The sequence below is a fragment of the Dyadobacter sp. genome (assembly GCF_017744695.1).
GTDB lineage: Bacteria > Bacteroidota > Bacteroidia > Cytophagales > Spirosomataceae > Dyadobacter.
In genome coordinates, this window is record NZ_JAGIAS010000006.1 from 26,237 (window position 1) to 48,871 (window position 22,635).

Annotated in this window: 20 protein-coding genes; 13 read left to right on the forward strand and 7 right to left on the reverse strand. The window is 49.8% G+C overall.

The genetic code is table 11. The features are described from left to right. Positions 1–10 precede the first annotated feature (10 nt). Positions 11–1,726 (forward strand): GMC oxidoreductase, encoded by a 1,716-nt coding sequence (locus J7619_RS20820; protein ID WP_291203140.1) that lies wholly within the window; start codon positions 11–13, stop codon positions 1,724–1,726. On the opposite strand, the gene J7619_RS20825 is transcribed toward J7619_RS20820, so the two are convergent. The 7 genes from J7619_RS20825 to J7619_RS20855 form a co-directional block, all read right to left on the reverse strand. After that, positions 1,727–2,578: a DMT family transporter gene (locus J7619_RS20825; RefSeq protein WP_291203143.1), complete on the reverse strand. Its 852-nt coding sequence runs from the start codon at positions 2,576–2,578 to the stop codon at positions 1,727–1,729. 5 nt (positions 2,579–2,583) lie between these two features. Further along, positions 2,584–4,695, reverse strand: coding sequence for a glycosyltransferase family 39 protein (locus J7619_RS20830; protein ID WP_291203146.1), 2,112 nt, complete (start codon positions 4,693–4,695; stop codon positions 2,584–2,586). Positions 4,696–4,906: 211 nt separating this feature from the next. Further along, the gene (locus J7619_RS20835; RefSeq protein ID WP_291203149.1) at positions 4,907–5,854 is read right to left on the reverse strand and encodes a D-2-hydroxyacid dehydrogenase; all 948 of its coding nucleotides are present in this window, start codon (positions 5,852–5,854) and stop codon (positions 4,907–4,909) included. A 10-nt stretch (positions 5,855–5,864) separates the two neighbouring features. Then, positions 5,865–7,019 carry an ATP-binding protein gene (locus J7619_RS20840; RefSeq protein ID WP_291203152.1) on the reverse strand — a complete coding sequence of 385 codons (1,155 nt, stop codon included), beginning with the start codon at positions 7,017–7,019 and terminating at the stop codon, positions 5,865–5,867. A 146-nt stretch (positions 7,020–7,165) separates the two neighbouring features. After that, positions 7,166–9,547, reverse strand: a complete 2,382-nt coding sequence (locus J7619_RS20845; RefSeq protein WP_291203155.1) for a M1 family metallopeptidase — start codon at positions 9,545–9,547, stop codon at positions 7,166–7,168. Between the two features lie 28 nt (positions 9,548–9,575). Continuing rightward, positions 9,576–10,202, reverse strand: a complete 627-nt coding sequence (locus J7619_RS20850) for a HupE/UreJ family protein (protein ID WP_291203158.1) — start codon at positions 10,200–10,202, stop codon at positions 9,576–9,578. A gap of 133 nt (positions 10,203–10,335) precedes the next feature. Beyond that, on the reverse strand, positions 10,336–11,829 hold the full coding sequence (locus J7619_RS20855) for a M14 family zinc carboxypeptidase (RefSeq protein WP_291203161.1): 1,494 nt from the start codon (positions 11,827–11,829) through the stop codon (positions 10,336–10,338). 281 nt (positions 11,830–12,110) lie between these two features. Between J7619_RS20855 and hisH the strand changes: the two genes are divergently transcribed. From hisH to porV, 12 genes are all read left to right on the forward strand, one after another. Then, positions 12,111–12,698: an imidazole glycerol phosphate synthase subunit HisH gene (hisH, locus tag J7619_RS20860; RefSeq protein WP_291203163.1), complete on the forward strand. Its 588-nt coding sequence runs from the start codon at positions 12,111–12,113 to the stop codon at positions 12,696–12,698. 21 nt (positions 12,699–12,719) lie between these two features. Continuing rightward, positions 12,720–13,442, forward strand: coding sequence for a 1-(5-phosphoribosyl)-5-[(5-phosphoribosylamino)methylideneamino]imidazole-4-carboxamide isomerase (hisA, locus tag J7619_RS20865; RefSeq protein WP_291203165.1), 723 nt, complete (start codon positions 12,720–12,722; stop codon positions 13,440–13,442). A gap of 3 nt (positions 13,443–13,445) precedes the next feature. Continuing rightward, positions 13,446–14,219 (forward strand): imidazole glycerol phosphate synthase subunit HisF, encoded by a 774-nt coding sequence (hisF, locus tag J7619_RS20870; RefSeq protein WP_291203168.1) that lies wholly within the window; start codon positions 13,446–13,448, stop codon positions 14,217–14,219. A 92-nt stretch (positions 14,220–14,311) separates the two neighbouring features. Further along, positions 14,312–14,953 carry a bifunctional phosphoribosyl-AMP cyclohydrolase/phosphoribosyl-ATP diphosphatase HisIE gene (hisIE, locus tag J7619_RS20875; protein WP_291203171.1) on the forward strand — a complete coding sequence of 214 codons (642 nt, stop codon included), beginning with the start codon at positions 14,312–14,314 and terminating at the stop codon, positions 14,951–14,953. A gap of 13 nt (positions 14,954–14,966) precedes the next feature. Next, positions 14,967–15,302 carry a phage holin family protein gene (locus J7619_RS20880; protein ID WP_291203174.1) on the forward strand — a complete coding sequence of 112 codons (336 nt, stop codon included), beginning with the start codon at positions 14,967–14,969 and terminating at the stop codon, positions 15,300–15,302. Positions 15,303–15,362: 60 nt separating this feature from the next. Continuing rightward, positions 15,363–15,701 (forward strand): phage holin family protein, encoded by a 339-nt coding sequence (locus tag J7619_RS20885; protein WP_291203177.1) that lies wholly within the window; start codon positions 15,363–15,365, stop codon positions 15,699–15,701. A gap of 97 nt (positions 15,702–15,798) precedes the next feature. Beyond that, positions 15,799–16,203 carry a hypothetical protein gene (locus J7619_RS20890; protein ID WP_291203180.1) on the forward strand — a complete coding sequence of 135 codons (405 nt, stop codon included), beginning with the start codon at positions 15,799–15,801 and terminating at the stop codon, positions 16,201–16,203. Further along, positions 16,200–16,973, forward strand: coding sequence for a geranylgeranylglyceryl/heptaprenylglyceryl phosphate synthase (locus tag J7619_RS20895; protein WP_291203183.1), 774 nt, complete (start codon positions 16,200–16,202; stop codon positions 16,971–16,973). Before J7619_RS20890 ends, J7619_RS20895 begins: the two co-directional genes overlap by 4 nt. A 149-nt stretch (positions 16,974–17,122) precedes the next feature. Next, a complete protein-coding gene (locus tag J7619_RS20900; protein ID WP_291203185.1) occupies positions 17,123–17,311 on the forward strand; it encodes a hypothetical protein in 189 nt (62 codons plus the stop codon). 34 nt (positions 17,312–17,345) lie between these two features. Then, entirely contained in the window at positions 17,346–17,993 is a 648-nt protein-coding gene (locus tag J7619_RS20905; protein WP_291203188.1) for a hypothetical protein, read from the forward strand. Continuing rightward, positions 17,971–21,351 carry a type IX secretion system sortase PorU gene (gene porU, locus J7619_RS20910; RefSeq protein WP_291203191.1) on the forward strand — a complete coding sequence of 1,127 codons (3,381 nt, stop codon included), beginning with the start codon at positions 17,971–17,973 and terminating at the stop codon, positions 21,349–21,351. Before J7619_RS20905 ends, porU begins: the two co-directional genes overlap by 23 nt. 103 nt (positions 21,352–21,454) lie before the next feature. Further along, positions 21,455–22,609 carry a type IX secretion system outer membrane channel protein PorV gene (porV, locus tag J7619_RS20915; RefSeq protein WP_291203194.1) on the forward strand — a complete coding sequence of 385 codons (1,155 nt, stop codon included), beginning with the start codon at positions 21,455–21,457 and terminating at the stop codon, positions 22,607–22,609. Positions 22,610–22,635 lie beyond the last annotated feature (26 nt).

A 22,635-nucleotide genomic window follows, 5' to 3' on the forward strand; every position in this document is an offset into this window, starting at 1 on the left:
CCGTCTCACCATGAACTTAAATTTGAAATCAGACAAAACACATACGTTCGACGCGATCGTAGTCGGTTCGGGAATGACGGGCGGTATGGCGGCAAAAGAATTGACCGAAAGGGGTTTGCAGGTGCTCATGATCGAGCGCGGACGGGAAGTAAAGCATATTGAAGACTACGACACGGCGATGAAAGGCCCGTGGGAGTTCGAACACAGAGGAAGGGTTTCGATCCATTCGGCCGAAGAATACTGGGCAAACAATCGTTTCGGGACGCTGGCTAATGAGGAAACCGGCCCGTTTTTTACGGATGATAAAAAGAACCCATACATAGAAAAGCGACCTTTCGACTGGATCAGGGCATATCACACAGGCGGGAAGTCCATGCACTGGGGCCGGCAGTCGTACCGGATGAATAAGAAGGATTTTGAGGCGAATGCGAAAGAAGGCATCGCGATAGATTGGCCGATCCGCTACGAAGATCTTGAACCCTGGTACACGCATGTCGAAAAATTTGTAGGCATCAGCGGTCAGGCGGAAGGCTGGGAGGTATTGCCCGACGGTCATTATCTGCCAGCGATGCCGATGAGCGCCCCCGAACGCTATTTCAGGGAAACGATGATGAAAAAACTGAACCGCCCTGTTACGATCGGACGCGTCGCCAACCTTACCAAGCCGCAACCCTGGCATACGGACCTGGGCCGTGCGTCGTGCCAGTATCGCAGCAAATGTGCCCGTGGATGTCCATATGGAGCCTATTACAGCTCATTATCGGGCTCGATACCGGCTGCGAGGAAGACAAACAAGCTGACGGTCCTTCACGACACCATAGCCAGCGAGATCATTTATGACGAAAAAACGCAGCGGGCCAAAGGTGTTCGGGTGATTAACCAGAACACGATGGCGGTGGAAGAGTTTTTTGCCAAGATCGTATTCCTGAATGCCGGTTCGATGAATTCGGCGGCGCTTTTACTGAACTCGAAATCCAACCGCTTTCCCACCGGGCTCGGCAACGATAGCGATCAGGTGGGCAGGAATATCATGGATCATCATCTGGGTGTGGGTGCAAATGCGACGGTCGAGGGGTTTGAAAACGACTATATTTTCGGGCAAAGACCTAATGCATTGTACATCCCGCGTTTCCGAAACTGGGGTGCCGATAAAAAGGACTTCCTGCGCGGGTACGGGTACCAGGGCGGCGCGAGTAAATCGGATTGGAAGCGGGGCATTACGATGAATGGCTTCGGCGCTAGCTTTAAAGAAGATATGTCGCACCCCGGCACGTGGACGATGGGCTTTGGAGGCTTCGGAGAAATCCTGCCCGATCCATCGAACCGGATGTTTCTCGACAAAGACAAGAAAGACAAATGGGGCATTCCGATGATCGTTTTCGATGCGGCTTTTGGAGAAAATGAACTGGCAATGCGAAAAGATATGATGGCGTCGGCAGTGGAAATGCTGGAAGTGGCAGGGTTCAAAAACGTTACGGGATTCAACAGGCAGGACACACATCCGGGCCTGGGCATCCACGACATGGGAACGGCGCGCATGGGTAAGGACCCGAAAAATTCTGCTCTGAATAAATTCAATCAGGTGCACGCCTGTAAAAATGTATTCGTCACCGACGGGGCGGCTATGGTATCGTCCTCCTGCGTAAACCCGTCCATTACCTATATGGCTATGACGGCAAGAGCTGCTGATTACGCTGTGAAAGAATTAAAGCGGCAGAACCTTTGATCAGTTCCGGTTCCTGCCCAGAATTACCAATGCAATCCCTCCCAGGATAGCAGCGGACGCGATCACCAGGCCGAAAGTCACGTGTTCGCCCAAAATAAAAACGGCGGCGGTCGAGGCGATGACAGGTACGGTCAATTGTACGGATGCGGCTTGCGTCGCTTTGAGCGAAGGCAGGATGCTATACCAGATCGCGTAGCCCACACCGGAGGAAATGCTGCCGGATATGATGGCCAGGATTGTCCCCTGGGAATCCATGGAGCTGGTTAATGGAAGGAAAAGCAATGAAAGTGGCGCTGCTTTGAGGAAATTGCCGGCGGTTGCAGTCAGCGGGTCGCCTTGTTTACGTCCCAGGAGTGAATATGCGCCCCAGGCTATTCCGGCAACGGCCATGAGTAATGCGCTGTACGGGTTGGGGGCGTGTATTCCGGGTGCCACGAGGATAATCAAGCCTCCGAAGGCAGTTAGCAATCCGATCCATTGTGTAATGCGTAAATGCTCGCCCTGATAGAGCCCGGTGATAATCATGGTTGCCTGCACCGAGCCGAACAGAAGCAGGGCGCCGGTTCCGGCGGGTAGATTTACATATGCAAAAGAAAACGCAATGGCATAAGTCAAGAGGCTGAGAGCTCCCTGCCAGCTACCTGCGTTACGAAGCGTGCGCTTGCGCAACACGACTATCATACTGAGCGTCAATGCTCCGGCCAGTAAGCGGATCATCGTGAAAGTGGCCGGATCCGTGGAGGTTTGGCTAAGCGCGATCCGGCATAGGAGTGAATTGGCTGCAAACGCCGCCATGGCCAACGCTACCTGGAGAATAATCCGTATGGTTATCGATCGAGTAGCTCGGGTCATTTCATTTAAAAAGGATATTTCTCACAACTGGTCTTTTTCAGCTCCACCAAATGCAGCAACTCGCTGGAATAGATGCGCGCAATATTGCCTTTGGGAATGAACGAGTCGATCAGCGTCGGGTCGTCGGAGAGAATGTATTCGTAACAGAATTTTTTCTTCGCGTTTTTCAATGGGGCCAGCTCCTTCATGTAACGGATATAGTCCATCTGGCCTGGGCGCTGCACGTCGTTATCGGTGGCACTCCAAAAATGGTAGTAACCGACATTTCTGCGGAACATTACACCTACATTGCGATCGGCCGGGATATGCGGGCGGAGTTCTTTAAAGCTGAGGTAATTGTCGGGGTTGCTCAGAAAATAGGCCCTGTCACGGTTCATGGACAGGATATTGGAAGTACGGTCCTGATCGTAATAGCCCGCTTTTTCCAATAATGCGAACACCTTGGTCCTTTCAGCATAGTCGGGCCATCTTTTCAATGGATGGCAGTTGTCCTTGCCCGGAAATTCGTAGTATTCGCTCAGGTATTTTTCATAAACCTTTCCTACCTCGGCACTGCTTTCGCAAATCGCGATGGGAATATGGCCCAATGCTTTTCGTGTGACAAAATTGATGGAAACGAGTTCTTTACTCGGGTTACCGTATACGAATGGCAGGGAAGAAATCAATAGCGGAATGATCAGGTAGATCGCCTTCCACCGGAATTTCAGCGAGTACACGCACGCGATCATGATCGCGCCCATTGCGAACAGGGGCATCTGTGTACGCGTGCTCCACAGCTGGAATTTCATTAATGTACAAAACAACAGGAAACCTAGTGCCGAGCAGGCCCAGAACCATTTAATGTCCCGGTTCAGGGGCAGAAACAGCAGAAGTCCCCCCATGACGACGATCAACCAGAAATGGACCGTGTTCGGGATCATATCCTCATGCACGGAGTATTTGACCGAAAACGGGTCGACGCTCAGATCGGGATCGTTGATGTCCACACCAATGGTTTCGTGAAATGCCCTGATCTTGCTATCCAGTGCCTGGTTGAAGCTCGTAATAGGCAAACCGATGTTCAGCCCCGCGTTTTTGATCACATTGGATAGGGTATACACAACAGAATGCTTCTTGGCAGGCAGTTCCTCGGAAGCGAATGGCGTATTCTGCAACGGGCTCATCACATGCCCGAAAAGCGAATAGTTGCGGTAGAAGAAAGGGGAATACGTTATGGCCATCAAAGCGAGGGCCACAGCCAATACTTTCATCGCGTACGCGAAGCGGTATTGCAGCAGGATACGGACACCGAAATAGACCGCAAACGGAATAGCAAAAATCAGGATCGTGTATTTTGAAAACCCTCCGAATGCCAGCGATTGCATCATGGCTACCAGCGCCAACGGTGATTTCTTTTCCAGTAATTCAAAACCGAAATACACGAAAGCAATGAAGAAAAAGCACCCGCAAAGGTCAACCTGGGTGCTGGTGCTCTCAAAAATCCCGATAGGCAAGGTGAGAAAGCAGATCGACGCCAATAGTTGCCCGTCTTTGCCGAGGCCGAATTTTTTCGCGATCAGGCCGATCCCGCAGATCGAGCCGATGAACGCACCGAATTGGATCAGTCCGGAGAACTGATCGGAACCCGACAGGAGCACGGTGTCCAGCACAATATATTCTGCAAATACATTGAGATACAGCTGCTGCAAATGCATGGTCGGGAAGTGATCGAGGTTGCCATTGTAGATCCAGATCAGTATCCGGTTCAAATGGTACATGTGGGAGTCAAAGTTGTTCGGAGCGGCATATATTGCCAGGAACAGTAGTGGCAGCATATAAAGCAGCGCCACCGCCGTGATGACTATTTTATGGGTGGTTCCCAATCCTGCCAGTCGGAGCGCACCCTTCAATGCGCCTAACTTTTTCAGATCAATTTTTTCGGACTTATGCAGGTAGTAAACCAGCGCGGACGCTCCTAATGCCTCCGCGATCCAGAAAACCAGCGCCGATGTGGTGTTAATGGCGTTGAGGAACGAGGCTGTTTCGTTGTAAATGAATACAATGCCCGCGTTGGTGATCAGCGACAGGATAAATGACCGGCGAAGGTTGGTATAAACGCCCGTTTCGGTGGAGCGCAAAAAAAAGATTGCAAAAATACAGGCAAACGAAATCGGGAGTAAACAAATACCCATATGCGAAGTGTAAACGAACTGGAAAATGTCAGATTCCGGACCCTGCGCGGCTTATGCGCCCCGGAGTGTGATTTAACGGTGCTAAGGTACGCGATTATTCGGGCCCGGAACAGGATTTGTTAGTGTACGCGCATCACACACGTATTTTGTGCCTGTTTCAGGAAACCACATTACGCGGGTTTCCTGACTGAAAACCTTCCAGATTGTCGGCGACCATTTGAAGCAATCGCTGGCGCGCCTCGAATGTCGCCCAGGCTACATGCGGTGTGATCACACAATTCGGCGCCGATAACAGTGGATTGTCAGCCTTTGGTGGTTCTATCGAAAGGACATCCAGCCCTGCTGCCGCGATAACGCCATTTTTGAGTGCATCCGAAAGGTCCTGTTCGTGAATGAGCGGCCCGCGACCGGTGTTGAGGATAATCGCAGCGGGCTTCATTTTAGAAAGGCTTTCCCGGTTGATAATCTCTTTCGTTTCGTCGGTAAGCGGGCAATGCAGGCTGATAACGTCGCTTTGCTGGAATATTTCGTCCAGTGAAACCATTTCCACGCCTTCCGTCGGCACGGGGTGCTTCCGGTATGCGATTACTTTCATGCCGAAGGCCGCTGCGATTTTCGCGACCTGTGAGCCGATATCCCCGAGACCGATCAACCCCATGGTTTTGCCGGCCAGCTCGTTAAGCGGTGTTTTCCAGTAACAAAAATCGACAGAAGCTGCCCAGTCACCGGCAAATACGCTCTGGCTGTGCGTCTCCACGCGGTTCACGATCGCCAGCAGCAATGCGAACGTCTGCTGCGCCACTGAGGCTGGGCCGTAGGCTTTCACATTGGTGACGGTAATGCCCTGTTTTCTGGCGGCCTCGATGTCGATATTGTTAAAGCCCGTCGCCATCACGCCGATATACCTGGCCTTGGGCAGCTGCGCAAGCGTGTCGCCGGAAAGCACTACCTTATTGACAAGCAGTATTTCGGCATCCTTGGCCCGTTCCACAATCTCGTCCTTCGCCGAACGGTCGTAAATAGTCACATTACCCAGCTTTTCAATAGGCGCCCAGTCCTGGTCACCGGGGTTCAAAGTATATCCGTCGAGAATTACAATATTCATGAATTTGTGTTTAGATGTTTTTCCAACTTGTAACTGTGTACTGCGTCCGGGACTGATTGGTACTACCGCCGTATATTAAAGTCTTTCTTCCGGCATTGTTTTCGGAGATTTCGTTGAAGTAATTAAGCCCCGAGAAATGCTCGGTCATAATGGTCTGTGTTGATTTGATTTCGAAAATATCGTACAGATTGCCGTTTTGGGTAAGTAAATCGACCTCGTGGCCGTTGGAGTCGCGCCAGAACCAGTAGTCTTTATGCAAATAGAGGTGCTCGTTTTGTTTGTAGATTTCGGCGATGACCAAATTTTCAAAGATGTTTCCACGTAACGTGCTCTCGGCAAACGTGGCTGTGTCCCGAATTCCCAGAAGATGACACAATAGACCGGTATCATAAAAATAGATTTTCGGTGTTTTGACAACCCGTTTACTGAAATTCCGGTAAAACGGCTGCAATGGAAACGTAATGTAGCTGCTTTCAAGAATAGACAACCAGGCTTTTGCCGTGGGTTGTGATATGCCGCATTCATTGGCAATCGACGACAGGTTCATCAATTGCCCGATCCGAGCTGCACAAAGGCTCAGAAATGTACGGAACTGTCGGAGATCGCGAATATTTGCAAGCTCGGTCACATCGCGTTCCACATATGTCTGAATGTAGTTGGCATAAAATATCGTCGGATCAATACTCCGGTCGTAAATAGCCGGGTAAAAGCCATTAAGGCATACTTCCGGGAATGTGTCAGCCAGCAGGTCTGCGGATTTCATTTCGGCGAAGTCGAACGGAAGTAATTTAAAAAGCACCACACGGCCGGCCAGGCTTTGGGTGATGTTATTAAGCAGCTGAAAATTTTGCGAGCCCGACAATATAAATTGCCCCATTTGCCGTGACTCATCTACTATTGTTTGAATGTATGAAAAGAGGCCGGGTACTTGTTGTACTTCGTCAAATATCACGTGTTCAGAATATTCGCGCAGAAAGCCAACCGGGTCGTCGGCCGCGAATGCCCGATTGTCCGGATTTTCCAGGGATATATACCGATAGTCCTCGAAAATGGTTTTAAGCATCGTAGTCTTACCCGACTGCCTGGGGCCTGTGATAGCAAGTACCGGATATTTCCCGGTATGCTGCCTGATAACCGCTTCAATATGGCGTGTTACGAATGTCATAAGTGATTTATTATCAATGCAAATATATGCCTATTTTGAAATTACATGAATTCTATTTTGAAATTGCATAGACTTTATTTTGAAATTGCATAAAAAAGCCCTTCCAAATCACACTTGGAAGGGCTTTGAATATGGTCGGTATAACGCTAATTCTTGGGATCGGTACTAATCTTTGCGCCGCCTGCACCTTGCATTTGCATCGGGTTAGGCGTTTTTTTCTGCTGTTGCTGCTTGAAGATCTGGAATCGGGTCGGTTGTGCGATGCGCGGGAACGAATTGTTCTCGGTGTCGATATCGGCGATCTGCTGGTACGGGTCGAGCGTCCATTGAACCACTTTCTTTTTGGTTGAGATCACCTTATTGATCTGCACATCGTTGAAACGCCAGATTTCCGCAGGGAACACGGCCACGGAGTCGGTGCCGTCTTCGAAGCCCATTTTTACGATCACCGGCATCGGTACACCGCCCTTGTTTTTGATAGACAATGTGTAAAAGTTGGTGTTCTCCTGGATCAGCTGGCGCTCGCCGTCGGTCAATGTCGCCAGGTATTGCTCGTACTTCTGCTTGTCGGCGTCGGTTACCTTAAACGGATCGTAACGGTTATAGAAATCGGCCATGGTCGAATCCTGGGCAACCACGGTTTCGCCTTTTGTTTTGGCGTCCTGGATTTTGCTCATCGTCATTTTCTTGCGTGCATCTTCCTTGCGGGCGATCTCCTTCTCGATAGCCGGGTTCTGTGTGTCGATGCTGAACCAATCGACAGTTACCAGGTCCTGGTCAACAGGCTCGGTGCCATAGAACCAACCCTTCCAGAACCAGTCGAGGTCCACACCCGAGGCATCTTCCATTGTACGGAAGAAATCGGCCGGGGTGGGGCTTTTGAAACGCCAGCGGGTGGCATATTCTTTAAATGCGTGGTCGAACAGCTCGCGGCCCATAACGGTTTCGCGGAGGATGTTCAGCGCGGTAGCTGGTTTCCCGTACGCATTAGGTCCCAGGCCGATTACATTCTCAGCCGAAGCCATGATCGGGCTCAGTACCGATTTGTCGGACGACATGTATTCGGTGATCTGGTTTGGCTCACCGCGGCGTGTCGGGAAATTGTAATCCCATTCTTTTTCGGCCAGGTATTGGCAGAATGTGTTCAAGCCTTCGTCCATCCAGGCCCACTGGCGCTCGTCGGAGTTGACGATCATCGGGAAGAAGTTGTGGCCCACCTCGTGGATAATCACGCCAATCATGCCATATTTCACAGCTTCGGTGTAAGTACCATCTTCTTCCGGACGTCCGCCGTTGAAGCTGATCATCGGATATTCCATCCCGCCGCCTGCTACCGAATGGCAGGAAATAGCCACAGGATAAGGATATTCAAATGTGCGTGCACCGTAGGATTTCAAAGTGTGGGCTACTGCGCGGGTCGAGTATTGCTCCCATAGCGGATTACCTTCTTTGGGGTACACCGACATACACCAGATCTTGCGGCCGCTTTTGTAAACATCGCTCTGCATCGCGTCCCAAATGAATTTCCGGCTGCTCGCGAAAGCGAAGTCACGTACATTATCGGCTTTGTAGATCCAGGTTTTCTTGCCGGGGTTCTTGTTTTCACGCTTTTCTGCCTTTTCCGCTTCCGCCTGCGTCACGATCATGACCGGGGTTTTGGACGTTTCTGCTTGCTTAAGGCGTTGTTTTTGCGTCGCGGTAAGTACCTGTGCGTAGTTCTGGCATTCGCCGCTGGCTGCTACCACGTGGTCGGCAGGGACAGTGATGGCCACTTTATAATTACCAAAAATCAATGCGAACTCACCCTGGCCGAGGAATTGCTTGTGGTTCCAGCCATTCACGTCGTCGTAAGGCGCCAGGCGCGGGAACCAGTGTGCGATAAAATAATTGGCATTCCCATCTTTTGGAAAAAACTCATAACCGCTGCGGCCGTAGTATTCGGTGATATTGTAATTCCAATCCACGCTGAAAACAAACGGGGTGCCGGGTTTCATGACGATCGGCAGGTCGATGCGCATCATCGTTCCGTTGATCGTGAATGGTAAAGCCTTGCCGGCTTTATCCTTCACGGCGGTGATATTGTAGCCATATTCCACCTTGGGATCCAGTGAAGAGCCGCGGCCGGTGTTCAATGCTGCCAGCTGAGCGGTACTCATCCCTTTTTCATTGACGGTACCCGTACGCGAAAGTGCCGCGATGCCGTCTTTTTTGAATAGGTTCTGGTCAAGCTGCATCCAGATGTATTTCAGGTCATCCGGGGATTGGTTGTAAAAGGTAATGGTTTCCGTACCCGTAATGCGGCGGTTGTCGTCGTCGAGCTCGGCTCTGATGTCGTAGTCGGCGCGTTGTTGCCAGTATTCCCGTCCGGGTGCACCGGAAGCAGTCCGGTAGGTGTTCGGAGTGGGCAAGGTGGTCCCGAGCTGTTCAAAACGGTCGTTGGCCTGGTAATTGGGGGAGGTAGGGAGCTGCTGTGCCATGGTGCATAGCGACACGAGCAGCATTAGTAACGGGAGCAGCGTTTTTTTCATAGATCGTTGGTCATAGATAGTTTGGTTGTTATGAGTTTACAGGCATGCCTGCGAGTGTGCGGAAAAGTTCGTTGTTCAGGATCAGCGAAAGCGCCATTCCGAAAATAATACCGGATAATATCTGTATCCAGCTCAATTTCTGGACCCTCAGGAGCTCGATCATCGCAAACGCGATGACTAATATAATAAACACGATAATGAGTTGCCCCAATTCGAGCCCGACATTAAAGCCGAGCAGGGGGTTAAAGATGTCCGCTTCATTGCCCAGCAATGCCTTCAGGTAGTTTGAAAAACCCAATCCATGGATCAGACCAAAGCCTAATGCAAGCGGATACCTGAATGCGGGCGCTTTCTCTTTGGGGGCATAGGAGTTTTTGGGAACCCTGTAAAAAAAATTGAGAAAGGCGGTGATCAGTATGGTAATCGGAATCAGCAGCTCGATCACGTCAGGATTGACATGGACATACCCCAATGTGGATAACGCGAGAGTGATAGAGTGCCCTGCCGTGAACGCGGTTACCAGCACAATGACTTTTTTCCAGTCTACCAGCGTGTAAACCGAACATATGGCCATGATGAAGAGAATGTGATCATAGCCGTTGGAATCAGTGATATGGTTGAATCCTAATTGAAGGTAAGCCTGAAACTCGGACATTAAACTAGGGTTAGGAATATGTGACGCCAGACAATTTAATTGTCAAGACAAAAATAGATAAACCCGAAGATATTTCTTTCGGGAGTGGAAACCAACAATGTGGTGAAAATGCTACAAGGCGCAGCCACGCCGTTTATTCCACAATTCCTTGTCCTTTTTCGGCGTCGAAGTCGTCCAGGTCGTGTACGAACCCGTTAATGACTGCATATTTCACTTTTCCGGCCTTTTTCAAGATGAATGTGGCGGTGGCACCCAGGCCTGGGGTTCCCGTCGGTACCGCTTGTCCGCTTCTGAGAATGTGTAATGGAGCGGTGGTGAAGTAAAGGCCTAACGCACGGGTGTTCGCGTCGGGTGCGAGGCGCACGTACGTGTAACCCTCTCTGAGCAGGTTCAATACATTCAGTTTGCTGATCTCACTCACATTTTTGAATGCGGTGGGATAAAGTTTACCCTTTTCGATGGTAAGACCTATGGCATCGAGTTCCTGGCTGCCGTATTGGGGGTGCAGGTCGCCAAAATCCTCGATCTTGCTGTAATAGAAGAACTTGGTGGCATTGGCATAGTTGACTTCGGTTCGGTTAATGCCCAGGTCGGCCGTAAACGATTTGCCCGATTGCCGGACGGTCGCATTGCGTACCACAAGATCATACACCCAACGGCCATTTTCGGGGATATTGTAATATTCCTCGCGATTTTCTTTAGTCAGTGAATTGTCGGAAATCTTGTCGAGCGCCGACAAAATAGCCATGAAGTTGAGCTGGCGGATATATTGTTTTTCAGGGTCGCCTACATAGCCCCCTGATTCGATCAATACCAATGTGGTACCCCATTTTTGCACATTATCTCCGAATCCCCGCGGTTCGTGGTCGTCGGAGTAGCGCGCCACCTGGCCGGGAATGAACTTTTGCAGGATCTTGTTCATGCCGACAATCAACTGCATCGAGCGCTCGCGCACGTCATTGATCGACAGTTCGTAGTCATAGGAAGTCGCCAGGAAGGAGATCGTTGCTACTTTCGGGCTGCGTCCAGCCGAATAACGCGGGCTCTGATCGTGGAGATTGAAGCCGTAGTCCGGTTTCAGGCGGTCCACAAGGCCTTTCAGGATTTGTGCTTCCGGTGTCTGGCGCGCAGCCGCGTCGCGGTTCATGTCGATACCCTGCATGGTCCGGCGCTGGTAACGTTCGGCGCCATCCGGATTGAGCATGGGGACAAAATAGAGGGTGGTATTGTCGAGGAGTTTTTTGCGTAGGTCGTCGAAACCATCGTTTCTGCCTTCGAGAAAGTTGAAAATGTCGAAGCTCGCCATGGTAGCGGTCGGCTCGTCGCCGTGCATTTGCGTCCAGAGCAGGACTTTCTTCTTCCCGTTCCCGATTTTGATCATCTGAATAGCCCTGCCTTCAAAGGATTCTCCGACTTTCTCGATCTCGTACATCGCATTGCCCTGCCGCTTTGAAATCAGCGGAAGAATGTCCTTTTGTTTGAAACGACGCTGGGTAAGGGAAGTTTCGCGGTAGGTTTCGTGGATTTTGAAAAGACGGTCGGCAAGTTCTTTGGATTGCGCCTGGGAATCAACGGTAATCAAGGTAATGAGCAGGAAAAATAGTGGCAGAATGATTGGTTTAGTCATGGTTCGGGGCCATTTGTTAACCGCAAGGTACGAAGTTTTCTCTAAGCAAATTTTAATGTAATATTTACGCGCTTTGTTGCCCGCTTATTGTAATTTTTGCTTACATTTGTGCCATGTTAACAGCTGAAACATATCATTTGCATCATAGCCTCTTGGCTTTCGGACGTCTAGGGTGATGTGTTTTTGCAAGTAGTGTTGTAATAAGGTTGAATACATAGTATCCCAGAAGCCCGATTGTTAAGATCGGGCTTTTTTGTTGTCGATTTCAAGCACTGAATGGTATGAAAACCGTCATTATCAAATACAATGCAGGCAATGTGCAGTCGGTTATGTACGCGCTCGACCGCATTGGCGCAAGCTACCTCTACACCGACGACGAAGCCGAGATCCGCTCAGCCGACAAGGTGATTTTTCCGGGTGTAGGTGAAGCCAGCACCACCATGAGCTACCTGCGCAATGTAGGCCTGGACAAGGTGATTCCTTCCCTCAAACAACCGGTATTCGGAACTTGCGTGGGCATGCAGCTCATGTGCCGTTTTTCGGAAGAGAACAATACCGAATGCATGGGTATTTTCGATGTGGACGTGAAGCGCTTCCCCGCCGATGCGGGCCTGAAAGTGCCGCATATGGGCTGGAACAATATCTCCGGCTACCAATCGCCGCTGACCGCAGGGCTTCCCGACAATGCGTACGTCTATTTCGTACACAGCTATGCGGCACCGATCTGCGATTATACCGTTGCCAGCTGCGATTATGCGCTGCCATTCAGCGCGATGCTACATAAGGACAACTTTTACGCGGCCCAGTTCCACTGCGAGATCAGTGGCAATGCAGGGCAGCAAATCCTCGAAAACTTTCTCAAACTCTGATAAAACAGCCTGCCCTAATCCATGATCCAGATTATCCCCGCTATCGACCTGATTGAAGGCAAATGCGTCCGCCTCACCCAGGGCGATTATGGTCAGAAGAAGATTTACAATGAAAACCCGCTGGAAGTAGCGCTGCAATTCGAAGATGCGGGCCTGAAAAGACTGCATTTGGTGGACCTCGACGGTGCCAAGGCCAAAAAGGTCATCAATTGGAAAGTGTTAGAGAAAATTGCTTCCAAGACTTCGCTGCACGTGGATTTCGGCGGAGGCGTGCAATCGGAGGACGACATTAAGATCGTGTTCGAAAGTGGTGCGAAGCAGGTTACCGGCGGGAGCATTGCCGTGAAACAACCGGATTTGTTCGAGCATTGGCTTAAAATTTACGGCGGCGACAAGATTATTCTCGGTGCGGATGCCAAAAATGAGAAGATCGCCGTGAGCGGCTGGGAGGAAGGTACCGCTATATGGGTGTACGATTTTGTGGAAGAATATGTCGAAAAGGGGGTGAAATATACGATCAGTACCGATGTGGCCAAAGACGGCCTGTTGCAGGGACCTTCTTTTGATTTATATAAAAACCTGCAAGACAAATGTCCCGACCTGAATATCATCGCCAGCGGTGGCATTGCAGGTATCGAGGATGTGGAGAAACTGGCGGAAATGAATATCTACGGCGTGATCATCGGGAAGGCTATTTACGAAAACCGGATCAGCCTGGCCGATTTACAGCGTTTTTCAGTTTAAAATATGCTTACGAAACGAATCATTCCCTGTCTGGATGTAAAAGATGGCCGGACGGTCAAAGGGGTCAATTTTGTGAACCTGCGCGATGCGGGCGACGCCGTGGAACTGGGTGCGATGTATGCGGCCCAGGGAGCCGACGAGCTGGTGTACCTCGACATTACGGCCACTGTCGACGGGCGTTCGACATTTATCGACCTTGTCCGCAGAGTAGCGCAGACCATTAATATCCCTTTTACCGTCGGTGGGGGCATTTCCTCGATCGCGGACGTGTCGGCGCTCCTGCATGCGGGCGCGGACAAGGTATCGATCAACTCGGCGGCGGTGCGTAATCCGGACCTGATCAATGAGCTGTCGCTCGAATTCGGCAGCCAATGTATCGTTGTCGCAATTGATACGCGCTATGTCGAAACGGAAAATGGTTTCGAGCACATCGTGCACACGCACGGGGGCAGGAAAGCGACCGAAATCCGGTCCATACCTTGGGCGAAAGAGGTGGAAGAACGCGGAGCAGGCGAAATCCTGCTTACCTCGATGGATACCGACGGCACGAAGAACGGATTTGCATTGGAACTGACTGCAACCATTTCAGGTAATGCAAATATTCCGGTAATCGCTTCCGGCGGTGCGGGTAATATGGCGCATTTTTACGATGTATTTACAGAAGGGAAGGCCGACGCCGGGCTGGCAGCAAGCATTTTCCACTTCCGTGAAATCGATATCCCGGATTTGAAAGAATACCTTAAAAACAAAGACCTGCCGATCCGGATGACCCGGTAGTGGCGCAGAGTTTTATCAAAATATACAGAACCGGCTGACCGGCAAGCCTTGGCGCTGCCGATAATCCGGGATGTTTTAATTCACAACCAAAAATGAGCGAGACGTTTTCATCCATTGATTTTAATAAATCGGCCGACGGACTGGTGCCGGCTGTTATCCAGGACGTAAATACCGGCAAGGTGCTGATGCTCGGCTATATGAACGCCGAAGCACTGGAAGTTACCAGAAAGCAGGGAACTGTTACCTTTTTCAGCCGCAGCAAGCAGCGCTTATGGACGAAAGGGGAAACGTCGGGCAATTTTCTGTTTGTAAATGACATCGCTGCAGATTGCGACGGCGACACATTACTCATTAAGGCTACGCCTGCGGGGCCGGTTTGCCACACCGGCGCGGATACCTGCTTTGGGGAAAAAAATAGCCAGCCTGAAATCTCGGACACACGTACAGGTGAAGCCGCATTCCTGAATTACCTGCAAAAAAACGTGATCCGCGAAAGAAAACTCAACCCGTCGGACTCGTCTTATACAACGAGCCTTTTTAAAAAAGGGATCAATAAAATCGCACAGAAAGTAGGGGAAGAGGCAGTCGAAGTTGTCATTGAATCGAAGGATAATGACGACAATCTTTTCAAGAACGAAGTGTCGGATTTGCTGTTCCACCTGCTCGTTTTACTGGAACAAAAAAACATTGACTTAGATGAGGTAATTGACGTACTTCGTAGCCGTCACCAATAAAAACCAGATCTATATGAAGCTACTCCTGCGTCTTATTATCAGTACTTTGGCGGTAATGGTTGCCGCAAATTTGGTGCCCGGGGTTGTTGTGGCCAGCACAGGCACAGCCATTATCGTGGCGATTGTACTGGGTATTCTCAATACATTCCTCAAACCGATCCTGCAAATCCTCGCATTACCCATTACGATCCTGACGCTGGGGTTGTTCTATTTTGTCGTCAACGTTTTCATTATTTACCTGGCTGCGTCGCTGGTCGATGGCTTCCGGGTCGACGGTTTTATCTCCGCATTGCTTTTCGGTTTGGTGATGTCCATTGTCTCCGCAATTCTTGGTATGTTTTTGGATTAATGTGAAAAAAGTCTGTTGTTCAGGCCTAAAAATGTTTCACATGATTTGAAATATACTGCTATGCTGAGTCAACTGGAAGAAATCAAGGACACCCTTTTTAAATATTTCGAAACCAGGATCGATCTATTTAAAATCGAGACCCGCGACAAGATCGAGCGGGCCGTAGTGATAGGGGTATATGCTGCCTTATTGCTGTGCATCGGCCTGACGATCCTGATTTTACTGGTCATATTGCTCGGCACATTCCTGAACAAGTGGCTACACAGCGACTATCTCGGGTTTGTGATATTGCTGGGCGTTTTCATGATCAAGCTGGCGATAACGATCATCTGGAAAGAAACCTGGATGAGACTGATCCGGAAAATAATCGTTCGTTTTGTCAGCATGAAGGAGGAATAATGCTTTTTGGCAGCTTTATTTGGCAATAAGTTTCCCTGAATTGCTATTTTTGGATTCCTTTTGAAAAATTCTCTGGCGCTATTTAAACAGATATGAAATGAGTTCTTCAATAGATTCTTCAGTAAAAATCACGAAGCCGTTTTCATCCGATACGGACAAGGAGAAAGAAGGTTTGTTGCAGGACGCCGATCTGTACCGCGACAAGCTGGAAACACAATGGAGCGGGCTTAAAAAAGAGGCTACGGAATATGGCAAGCAGGCACTGATCATCGGAGGGGTTATGGCAACGACATTCGTGGTCATGAATGCATTGCTGCCAAAAGGGAAAAAGAAAAAGGAAATTTTGGTCGAGCCGGTTGAGCCTGTTGAAAAGAAAGTCACCAAAATCAAAACCCAGTCTGCGGTCGGACAAGCCGTTCAAAGTTTAGCCTGGACATTGGCTGTGGGTTGGGCGCGCCAGAAGCTGAAACATTTTATTGAAGACGAACGAAAAACCGAATGAAAGCAGCGAAACATCAAATCGCAGACCTCCTTTCCGAACGTAAAACAGAAAAAAGGAAATCGTTTGCTGTTCTCCTTGATCCGGATAAAATTAACCTTTCCACATTCCCGAAATTCCTCGAATACGCGGCTGGGCACGGCGTTGACTTCTTTTTTGTAGGCGGAAGCCTCATTACCAACTACGCCATTGACAAGCTAATTGCCGCTATTCATGAATATACCAACATTCCCGCGATACTTTTCCCTGGCAGCAGCTTGCACATCGAGCCATCGGCTGATGCAATTTTGCTGCTTTCGCTGATTTCCGGCCGCAATCCCGAATTGCTGATCGGTCAGCACGTTATCGCAGCGCCATTATTGAAACGGAGCAACCTGGAAGTGTTGCCGACGGGCTATATGCTCATTGAAAGCGGTAAGCTGACGACCGTATCGTATATCAGCAATACCACACCGCTCCCTCGCGACAAGCCGGGCATTGCAGCCTGTACTGCGCTTGCGGGGGAATATCTCGGCCTTCGGAACATTTTCCTCGATGCCGGCAGCGGCGCTTTATTCCCTGTCCCGGCCGAGACCATCGCCGCGGTACGCGCCGCGGTGGACACACCGATCATTGTAGGCGGCGGTATCGATTCCTACGAAAAAGCCGACGCGGCACTGCACGCAGGTGCCGACGTGATCGTGGTGGGCAACGGTATTGAAGCCAACCAGGAGTTGTTGCCGGAAGTAGCTGCCTGTGTGAGGGCTTACAACGAAAAGTTGCAGAGCGTTTAGGGGTAATGGCAGAATTAATAGGACAAATTAAAGCGAATTAAGAATTTTCTAAGGAAATTTTAAGTTCTTGGAAAAATACAAACTCAAAATTTAGGAATATTCAATTCGATCATATTACCTTTGCATCGAACCTTAATTACACCCAAGAAATGAAAAAATTCTTTGCATTTGCGTTTGTTGCCGGGATGGTAGCTTTCGCTGCTTGTACTAGCAAACCTGCTGACGAATCAGCTGATACTACTGCTGTAACTGTTGAAACTCCTGCAGTTGATACTGCTGCTGTTGCTGACACTGCTGCTGCTGCTGACACTGCTGCTGCTGATACTACTAAGAAGTAATCAGACGTACAAGTCGAAAATCTTGAAAAGCCCTATGAAAGTAGGGCTTTTCTTTTTTTATTCGGGTATGAAAAACGTGTCTTTGGGTTCGTATGTGCCGGATGGAACGGCGGAATATTGCCAGGAGTTGTACCGCACCCACCGCTTTGATTTTTTCCTCTCACGCCCGCGCCGTACCCGCCTGGGCGATTTTACTGTAAAGCCCGGCATGGTTCCCCGAATCACGGTCAATGTCAACCTTAATCCTTACAGCTTTCTCATTACCTATCTGCACGAGGTCGCACATTGCGTGGTACATGAGAAATACAAGGGCCGCGGCCGCAGGAGGGTAGCACCACATGGTGCCGAATGGAAGCACGAGTTCAGGGAATTGCTGATACCTGTCATGCATGAAAGTATTTTCCCGAAAGACATTCTCGTTCACTTGCTTCGTTATGCTCAAAACCCCGCCGCGTCTACCGGTGGCGACCAAAAACTTTTTAATGCGCTTAGAAAATACGATGAGCAGGAATTGAATACCGGCAAAGTGTGCCTGTTTCAACTGGATGAAGGAACGAACTTCGTCTTCCAGAACAGGACTTTCACACGCGGAACGCTCCGGCGCACGCGCGTACTCTGCACGGACAAAGCCTCTCAGCGTCTCTACACGATCCCTGCTCATGCATTGGTTGAAGCATGCTGATTTCCGGAAAATGGCCTGCCAAACAGTTTTAAGCTGTCTCGCAGTCCTGATTTCTTTTATTGCTAATGCACAAAAATCGGTATTGTCGGAAGGGCAGTGGTTCAAACTGGCCGTGACGGAATCGGGTATTTACCGGGTGGACGCAGAGTTGCTTTCCAAAATGGGTGTGGACATAGCATCGGTGAAGCCTGCGGGCATTCGCATTTATGGAAATGGCGGCGGCATGCTGCCGCAATCCAATAAATCGGGCTATGTGAATGCGTTGACAGAGAATGCGATCTGGGTCAGCGGTGAGGAGGACGGGCATTTTGATAAAAGTGACGCCGTTTATTTCTATGCCGAAGGTCCGCATGTAATTCAATACGATGCTGCAAAAGAGGAACTTCGGCACCAGCTCAACTACTATTCCGATTCGAGTTTCTATTTCATCACTTTTACGGAAAGCAATGGACTGAGGATAAAACCCGCGGCGGGACTTTCAGTTTCTTCTTCCAAAACAATCAGCCAGTTTGATGATTACTGGTACCACGAAACGGAATCGTCCAATACGCTCAAATCCGGCCGCGAATGGTGGGGGGAGTATTTAGGCGGTTCTTCGGGTTTCAGTACCAATATAGCGATGCCGGGTGTGATACCTTCGTCGGATTTTAAACTCAGGACATCGGCAATCGGTGCGGCACAGGTTCCGACACGCTTCATTTGGCAGGTAAACGGTGGCGAGGTGGGCCAGGAGGCGATCGGTACAGTGAGCCCCGGCACGTATGATGTGAAGGCGCTGCGAACCGCGAATACATATATTGTGAAGAATGCACCCGCTTCGGGCAATTTTACTATTGGCGTAACCTACAATAGGAACGGGCAAAGCTCCGCAGAGGCTTACCTCGATTATGTGGGTTTGCAGGTTAAGCGGGAACTGAGGAATTATGAAGGTCAGCAAATTTATCATTTCCTGCCGCAGTCGGCAGATACCGTTACCTATCAGTTTGCCGGCTCTTCGGAGGGGTTCAGTGTTTGGGATATTACCAACCCGCTTACGCCAATTTCTATATCTCAGAAAGATGCGACGGGCGCTTTTCGATGGACAGCGCTGGGAGCGAAAACCCTTCAAAAATACATTGGTTTTGAACCGGGAGCGGCATTGCAACCGGTAAGCTGGCAAAGTGTCGCCAATCAGAATATCGCTGCATTGCCGACCCCCGACCTGCTCATCATCACGCCTGCTGCCTGGGCGGCCGAAGCCAACCGCCTTGCCGGGTTCAGAAATACGCGCGACGGCCTGGATGTACTCGTTGTTACCACCGACCAGATTTACAATGAATATGCTTCGGGGCGCCCGGATATCACGGCTATCCGCGATTTTGCCAGACAACTTTACCAGAAAACGCCCGGGAAGCTGAAATACCTTTTGTTGTTTGGCGATGCAACGTACGACTACCGAAATCTGGTCAATAACCAATTGCAGGCGCAGCGTGCCGCGTGGGTACCCGTGTATGAGAGCAGGGAGTCGCTGAACCCGGTTTATACGTACTCTTCCGACGACTATTTTGGCTTTATGGATGCAAATGAAGGCGATTGGAATGAGACGACAGCCGGTGACCATACGGTGGATATTGGCATTGGGCGGTTACCTGTGAAATCACTGGCAGAGGCGAAAATTGTTGTTGATAAGCTGATGCGTTACGAATCGTCGTTCGGGATATGGAAGAATAGCGTACGGTTTGTGGCCGACGACGGGGATGGAAATATCCACCAGCGCCACGCCGATCAGCTTGCGAACCTTATTCAAGGCAGGCTGTTTTCGACCAGATCGTTCATTGATGAGGTGCCGCAAACAACCACCGACGCCGGACAAAAGGCGCCAGCCATTAACCAGGCCATTCGAAATGCAATTGATAGCGGCACGCTGATATTGAATTACACCGGGCACGGCGGCACCAGCGGCTGGGCAGAAGAGCAGGTGTTGACATTAGCGGATATGCTTTCGAGTCGGGGAATGGACAATCTGCCCCTACTGATTACTGCTACCTGTGATTTTGGCCGTTACGACGACCCGGGCGTGGTTTCAGGCGCAGAGTTAATGGTTTTGAGCCCGAAAGGAGCGGCGGTAGGGGCGATCAGCACCACCCGGCCGGTTTATTCAAGTACCAATTTTGCCTTGAACAAAGCATTTTACGAAGCATTACTCAATGCAAAACCAGGCCAGCGATTAGGGGATTTTTTCAAATACACTAAAAACAATGCACTGGCCGGCAGCCTGAACCGGAATTTCACGTTGCTGGCCGATCCGTCGATGATACTATCGCCGGGAAGAAAGGGCGTCCGGTGGAGTTCGGCACCCGATACCCTGCGCGCTCTACAGAAAGTTACGTTGAATGCAGAAGTTTTCGATCCTGAAACGGGAAAGGTTGACGCGGAATTTAGCGGGACGGCCAGGGTGGTGATCTACGATAAGCCGATCGAGTTCCGCACACTGGGGAATGAGGGGAGTGCGGAAACCTATACCGAGTTCCGTAGCAAGCTTTTCGATGGAAAGGTGACCGTGACAAGCGGCCGTTTGCAATGCAATCTGCAAATGCCGAAGGATATCGATTATCGTGTCGGCCTCGGGCGCGCGAGTGTGTATGTAGTGAGCGGGGATAGCGCGGAGGATGCCTCGGCGCAGCTGGCTCTGATCGTCGGAGGAAGTGCTGTGCAACAAAAGGATACCATTTCGCCCAAGCTGGCGGGTTACCTCAATACCCCTGCTTTCCGGGATGGTGATACCGTTGAGCCCTCATCGATACTGGTATTGCACATGAGCGATGCGAGCGGGATCAGCATTTCGAGCGCCGGTATCGGGCACAACATTACGATGACTTTGAATGATACGCTGACCGTCGTTTTAAACGATTATTATGTAGCGGATCTGGATAATTATCAATCGGGTAGTATCAATTATCCGTTAAATAATCTGCCTACCGGAAAATATATTGTCCGTGTAAAAGTCTGGGATACGTATACTAACTTTTCTGAAATAGCGTTCGGGTTTCTAGTAGGTCCCGCCAAGGGAATAGCGCTCAACACCTTTAATATTTACCCTAACCCATTTCAAAAAGACCTTGTGTTCGAGCTCGGGCACAACCGGGTAAATGAGGACGTCGAATTAATTTTTAATATATTGCTGGTTAATGGGCAACGTTTGGGCACTTACAAAAAGCTTTACTATAACAGCGAACCGGTTATCAGGGAAATGCTGGACGTGACGCAGTGGCTGGGAGCAGTGCCGGTGGATCAATCCCTGGTTTATCATTTAGTGATCAGATCGTTAAAAGACAATTCTACCGATCTGAAAGCCGGTAAGTTAATCAGGTCTCCTTAAGATAATAAAACTTATCAAATTTTTAGTAATAACTATCTTTCATTGTATTTTTGACCCTTTAAAGAAGCTGATACAGGCACTTCCTATCGCAAATCCAATTTCTATGAAACTTTTTTTTGTTACATTATCCTCACTATTCATTTTAACATCAGGTACGCTTTTCGCTCAGGATTCCACAAGGAGGATACCGGCATCACCACTTTCCTTTTTGACATTTGCCCCTGATGCTAGAAGTGCAGCAATGGGAGAAGCTGGTGTAGCACTCAGCCCGGACGCGAATTCAACTTACTGGAATGCAGCGAAGCTACCTTACAATACCAAAGATTTTGGCGCTTCCGTTTCTTACACACCATGGCTCCGTTACCTGGTTGACGATATGTGGCTTGGCTATCTTTCTGTCTACAAGAAACTGGGCGACCGTCAGGCGGTTGCGTTTTCTGCCAACTACTTTAATAACGGTGAGCTGGATTTGCGGGATGCGGTAGGTAATAATATCGGTTATTTCAATTCACGTGAAGTGGCCATCAACGGAACCTATTCACGTCAGCTCGGCAGAAACTTCTCAATGGGTCTGACATTGAAATATATCTCTTCCAACCTTGCCGGAAATGCGGTAATCAACAATGTTTCATTGAGTCCTGCACGCGTAGCAGCCGGTGATATCAGCGCTTATTATAAGAAAGAGTTCAAGAATGAAGATACCGGAAGCGAGCTTATTTGGTCGTTGGGGGCGGTACTTTCCAACCTCGGTGGTAAAATCAACTACGGCTCGGGCACGGATACTGAAAACTTCATTCCTACCAACCTGAAAATCGGTACCGGGTTGTCCTACACCGGCGACGGAAGAAACCGTTTCAATTTCATCATCGATTTCAGCAAACTGATGGTGCCAACGCCGAATGGTAAAACGAACGTGAATACGAAACCGTTGCTGAACGGCGTGTTCGGTTCATTCTCGGACGCTCCGGACGGGTTTAAAGAGGAAATCCAGGAAGTGGCGATAGCGACTGGTCTGGAATACTGGTACAATAATATCTTCGCTCTGAGAGCCGGGTATTTTGGAGAAAACAAAAACAAAGGCGACCGTCGCTTCTTCACTGCCGGTGCAGGTCTTCGTTTCGCGGACAAATGGGGCGCCGACTTCGCTTACATGTTCCCGACAACACAAGGAAGCCCGCTCGCGCAAACATTGCGTATCACTTTGTCGCTCCAATTGAACAAAGCTGAGAAGCTGGACGTAGGGGACAGCGAAAACTAAGCCTTAACAGAAATTTAATTATTCGG

Excerpts from the sequence above, each read along its gene's own strand:
- J7619_RS20820 (WP_291203140.1), top strand. The coding sequence starts at position 11 with ATGAACTTAAATTTGAAATCAGACAAAACACATACGTTCGACGCGATC.
- J7619_RS20825 (WP_291203143.1), bottom strand. The coding sequence starts at position 2,578 with ATGACCCGAGCTACTCGATCGATAACCATACGGATTATTCTCCAGGTA.
- J7619_RS20835 (WP_291203149.1), bottom strand. The coding sequence starts at position 5,854 with ATGAATATTGTAATTCTCGACGGATATACTTTGAACCCCGGTGACCAG.
- J7619_RS20840 (WP_291203152.1), bottom strand. The coding sequence starts at position 7,019 with ATGACATTCGTAACACGCCATATTGAAGCGGTTATCAGGCAGCATACC.
- J7619_RS20845 (WP_291203155.1), bottom strand. The coding sequence starts at position 9,547 with ATGAAAAAAACGCTGCTCCCGTTACTAATGCTGCTCGTGTCGCTATGC.
- J7619_RS20850 (WP_291203158.1), bottom strand. The coding sequence starts at position 10,202 with ATGTCCGAGTTTCAGGCTTACCTTCAATTAGGATTCAACCATATCACT.
- J7619_RS20855 (WP_291203161.1), bottom strand. The coding sequence starts at position 11,829 with ATGACTAAACCAATCATTCTGCCACTATTTTTCCTGCTCATTACCTTG.
- hisH (WP_291203163.1), top strand. The coding sequence starts at position 12,111 with ATGAAAACCGTCATTATCAAATACAATGCAGGCAATGTGCAGTCGGTT.
- hisA (WP_291203165.1), top strand. The coding sequence starts at position 12,720 with ATGATCCAGATTATCCCCGCTATCGACCTGATTGAAGGCAAATGCGTC.
- hisF (WP_291203168.1), top strand. The coding sequence starts at position 13,446 with ATGCTTACGAAACGAATCATTCCCTGTCTGGATGTAAAAGATGGCCGG.
- hisIE (WP_291203171.1), top strand. The coding sequence starts at position 14,312 with ATGAGCGAGACGTTTTCATCCATTGATTTTAATAAATCGGCCGACGGA.
- J7619_RS20880 (WP_291203174.1), top strand. The coding sequence starts at position 14,967 with ATGAAGCTACTCCTGCGTCTTATTATCAGTACTTTGGCGGTAATGGTT.
- J7619_RS20885 (WP_291203177.1), top strand. The coding sequence starts at position 15,363 with ATGCTGAGTCAACTGGAAGAAATCAAGGACACCCTTTTTAAATATTTC.
- J7619_RS20890 (WP_291203180.1), top strand. The coding sequence starts at position 15,799 with ATGAGTTCTTCAATAGATTCTTCAGTAAAAATCACGAAGCCGTTTTCA.
- J7619_RS20895 (WP_291203183.1), top strand. The coding sequence starts at position 16,200 with ATGAAAGCAGCGAAACATCAAATCGCAGACCTCCTTTCCGAACGTAAA.
- J7619_RS20900 (WP_291203185.1), top strand. The coding sequence starts at position 17,123 with ATGAAAAAATTCTTTGCATTTGCGTTTGTTGCCGGGATGGTAGCTTTC.
- J7619_RS20905 (WP_291203188.1), top strand. The coding sequence starts at position 17,346 with ATGAAAGTAGGGCTTTTCTTTTTTTATTCGGGTATGAAAAACGTGTCT.
- porU (WP_291203191.1), top strand. The coding sequence starts at position 17,971 with ATGCATTGGTTGAAGCATGCTGATTTCCGGAAAATGGCCTGCCAAACA.
- porV (WP_291203194.1), top strand. The coding sequence starts at position 21,455 with ATGAAACTTTTTTTTGTTACATTATCCTCACTATTCATTTTAACATCA.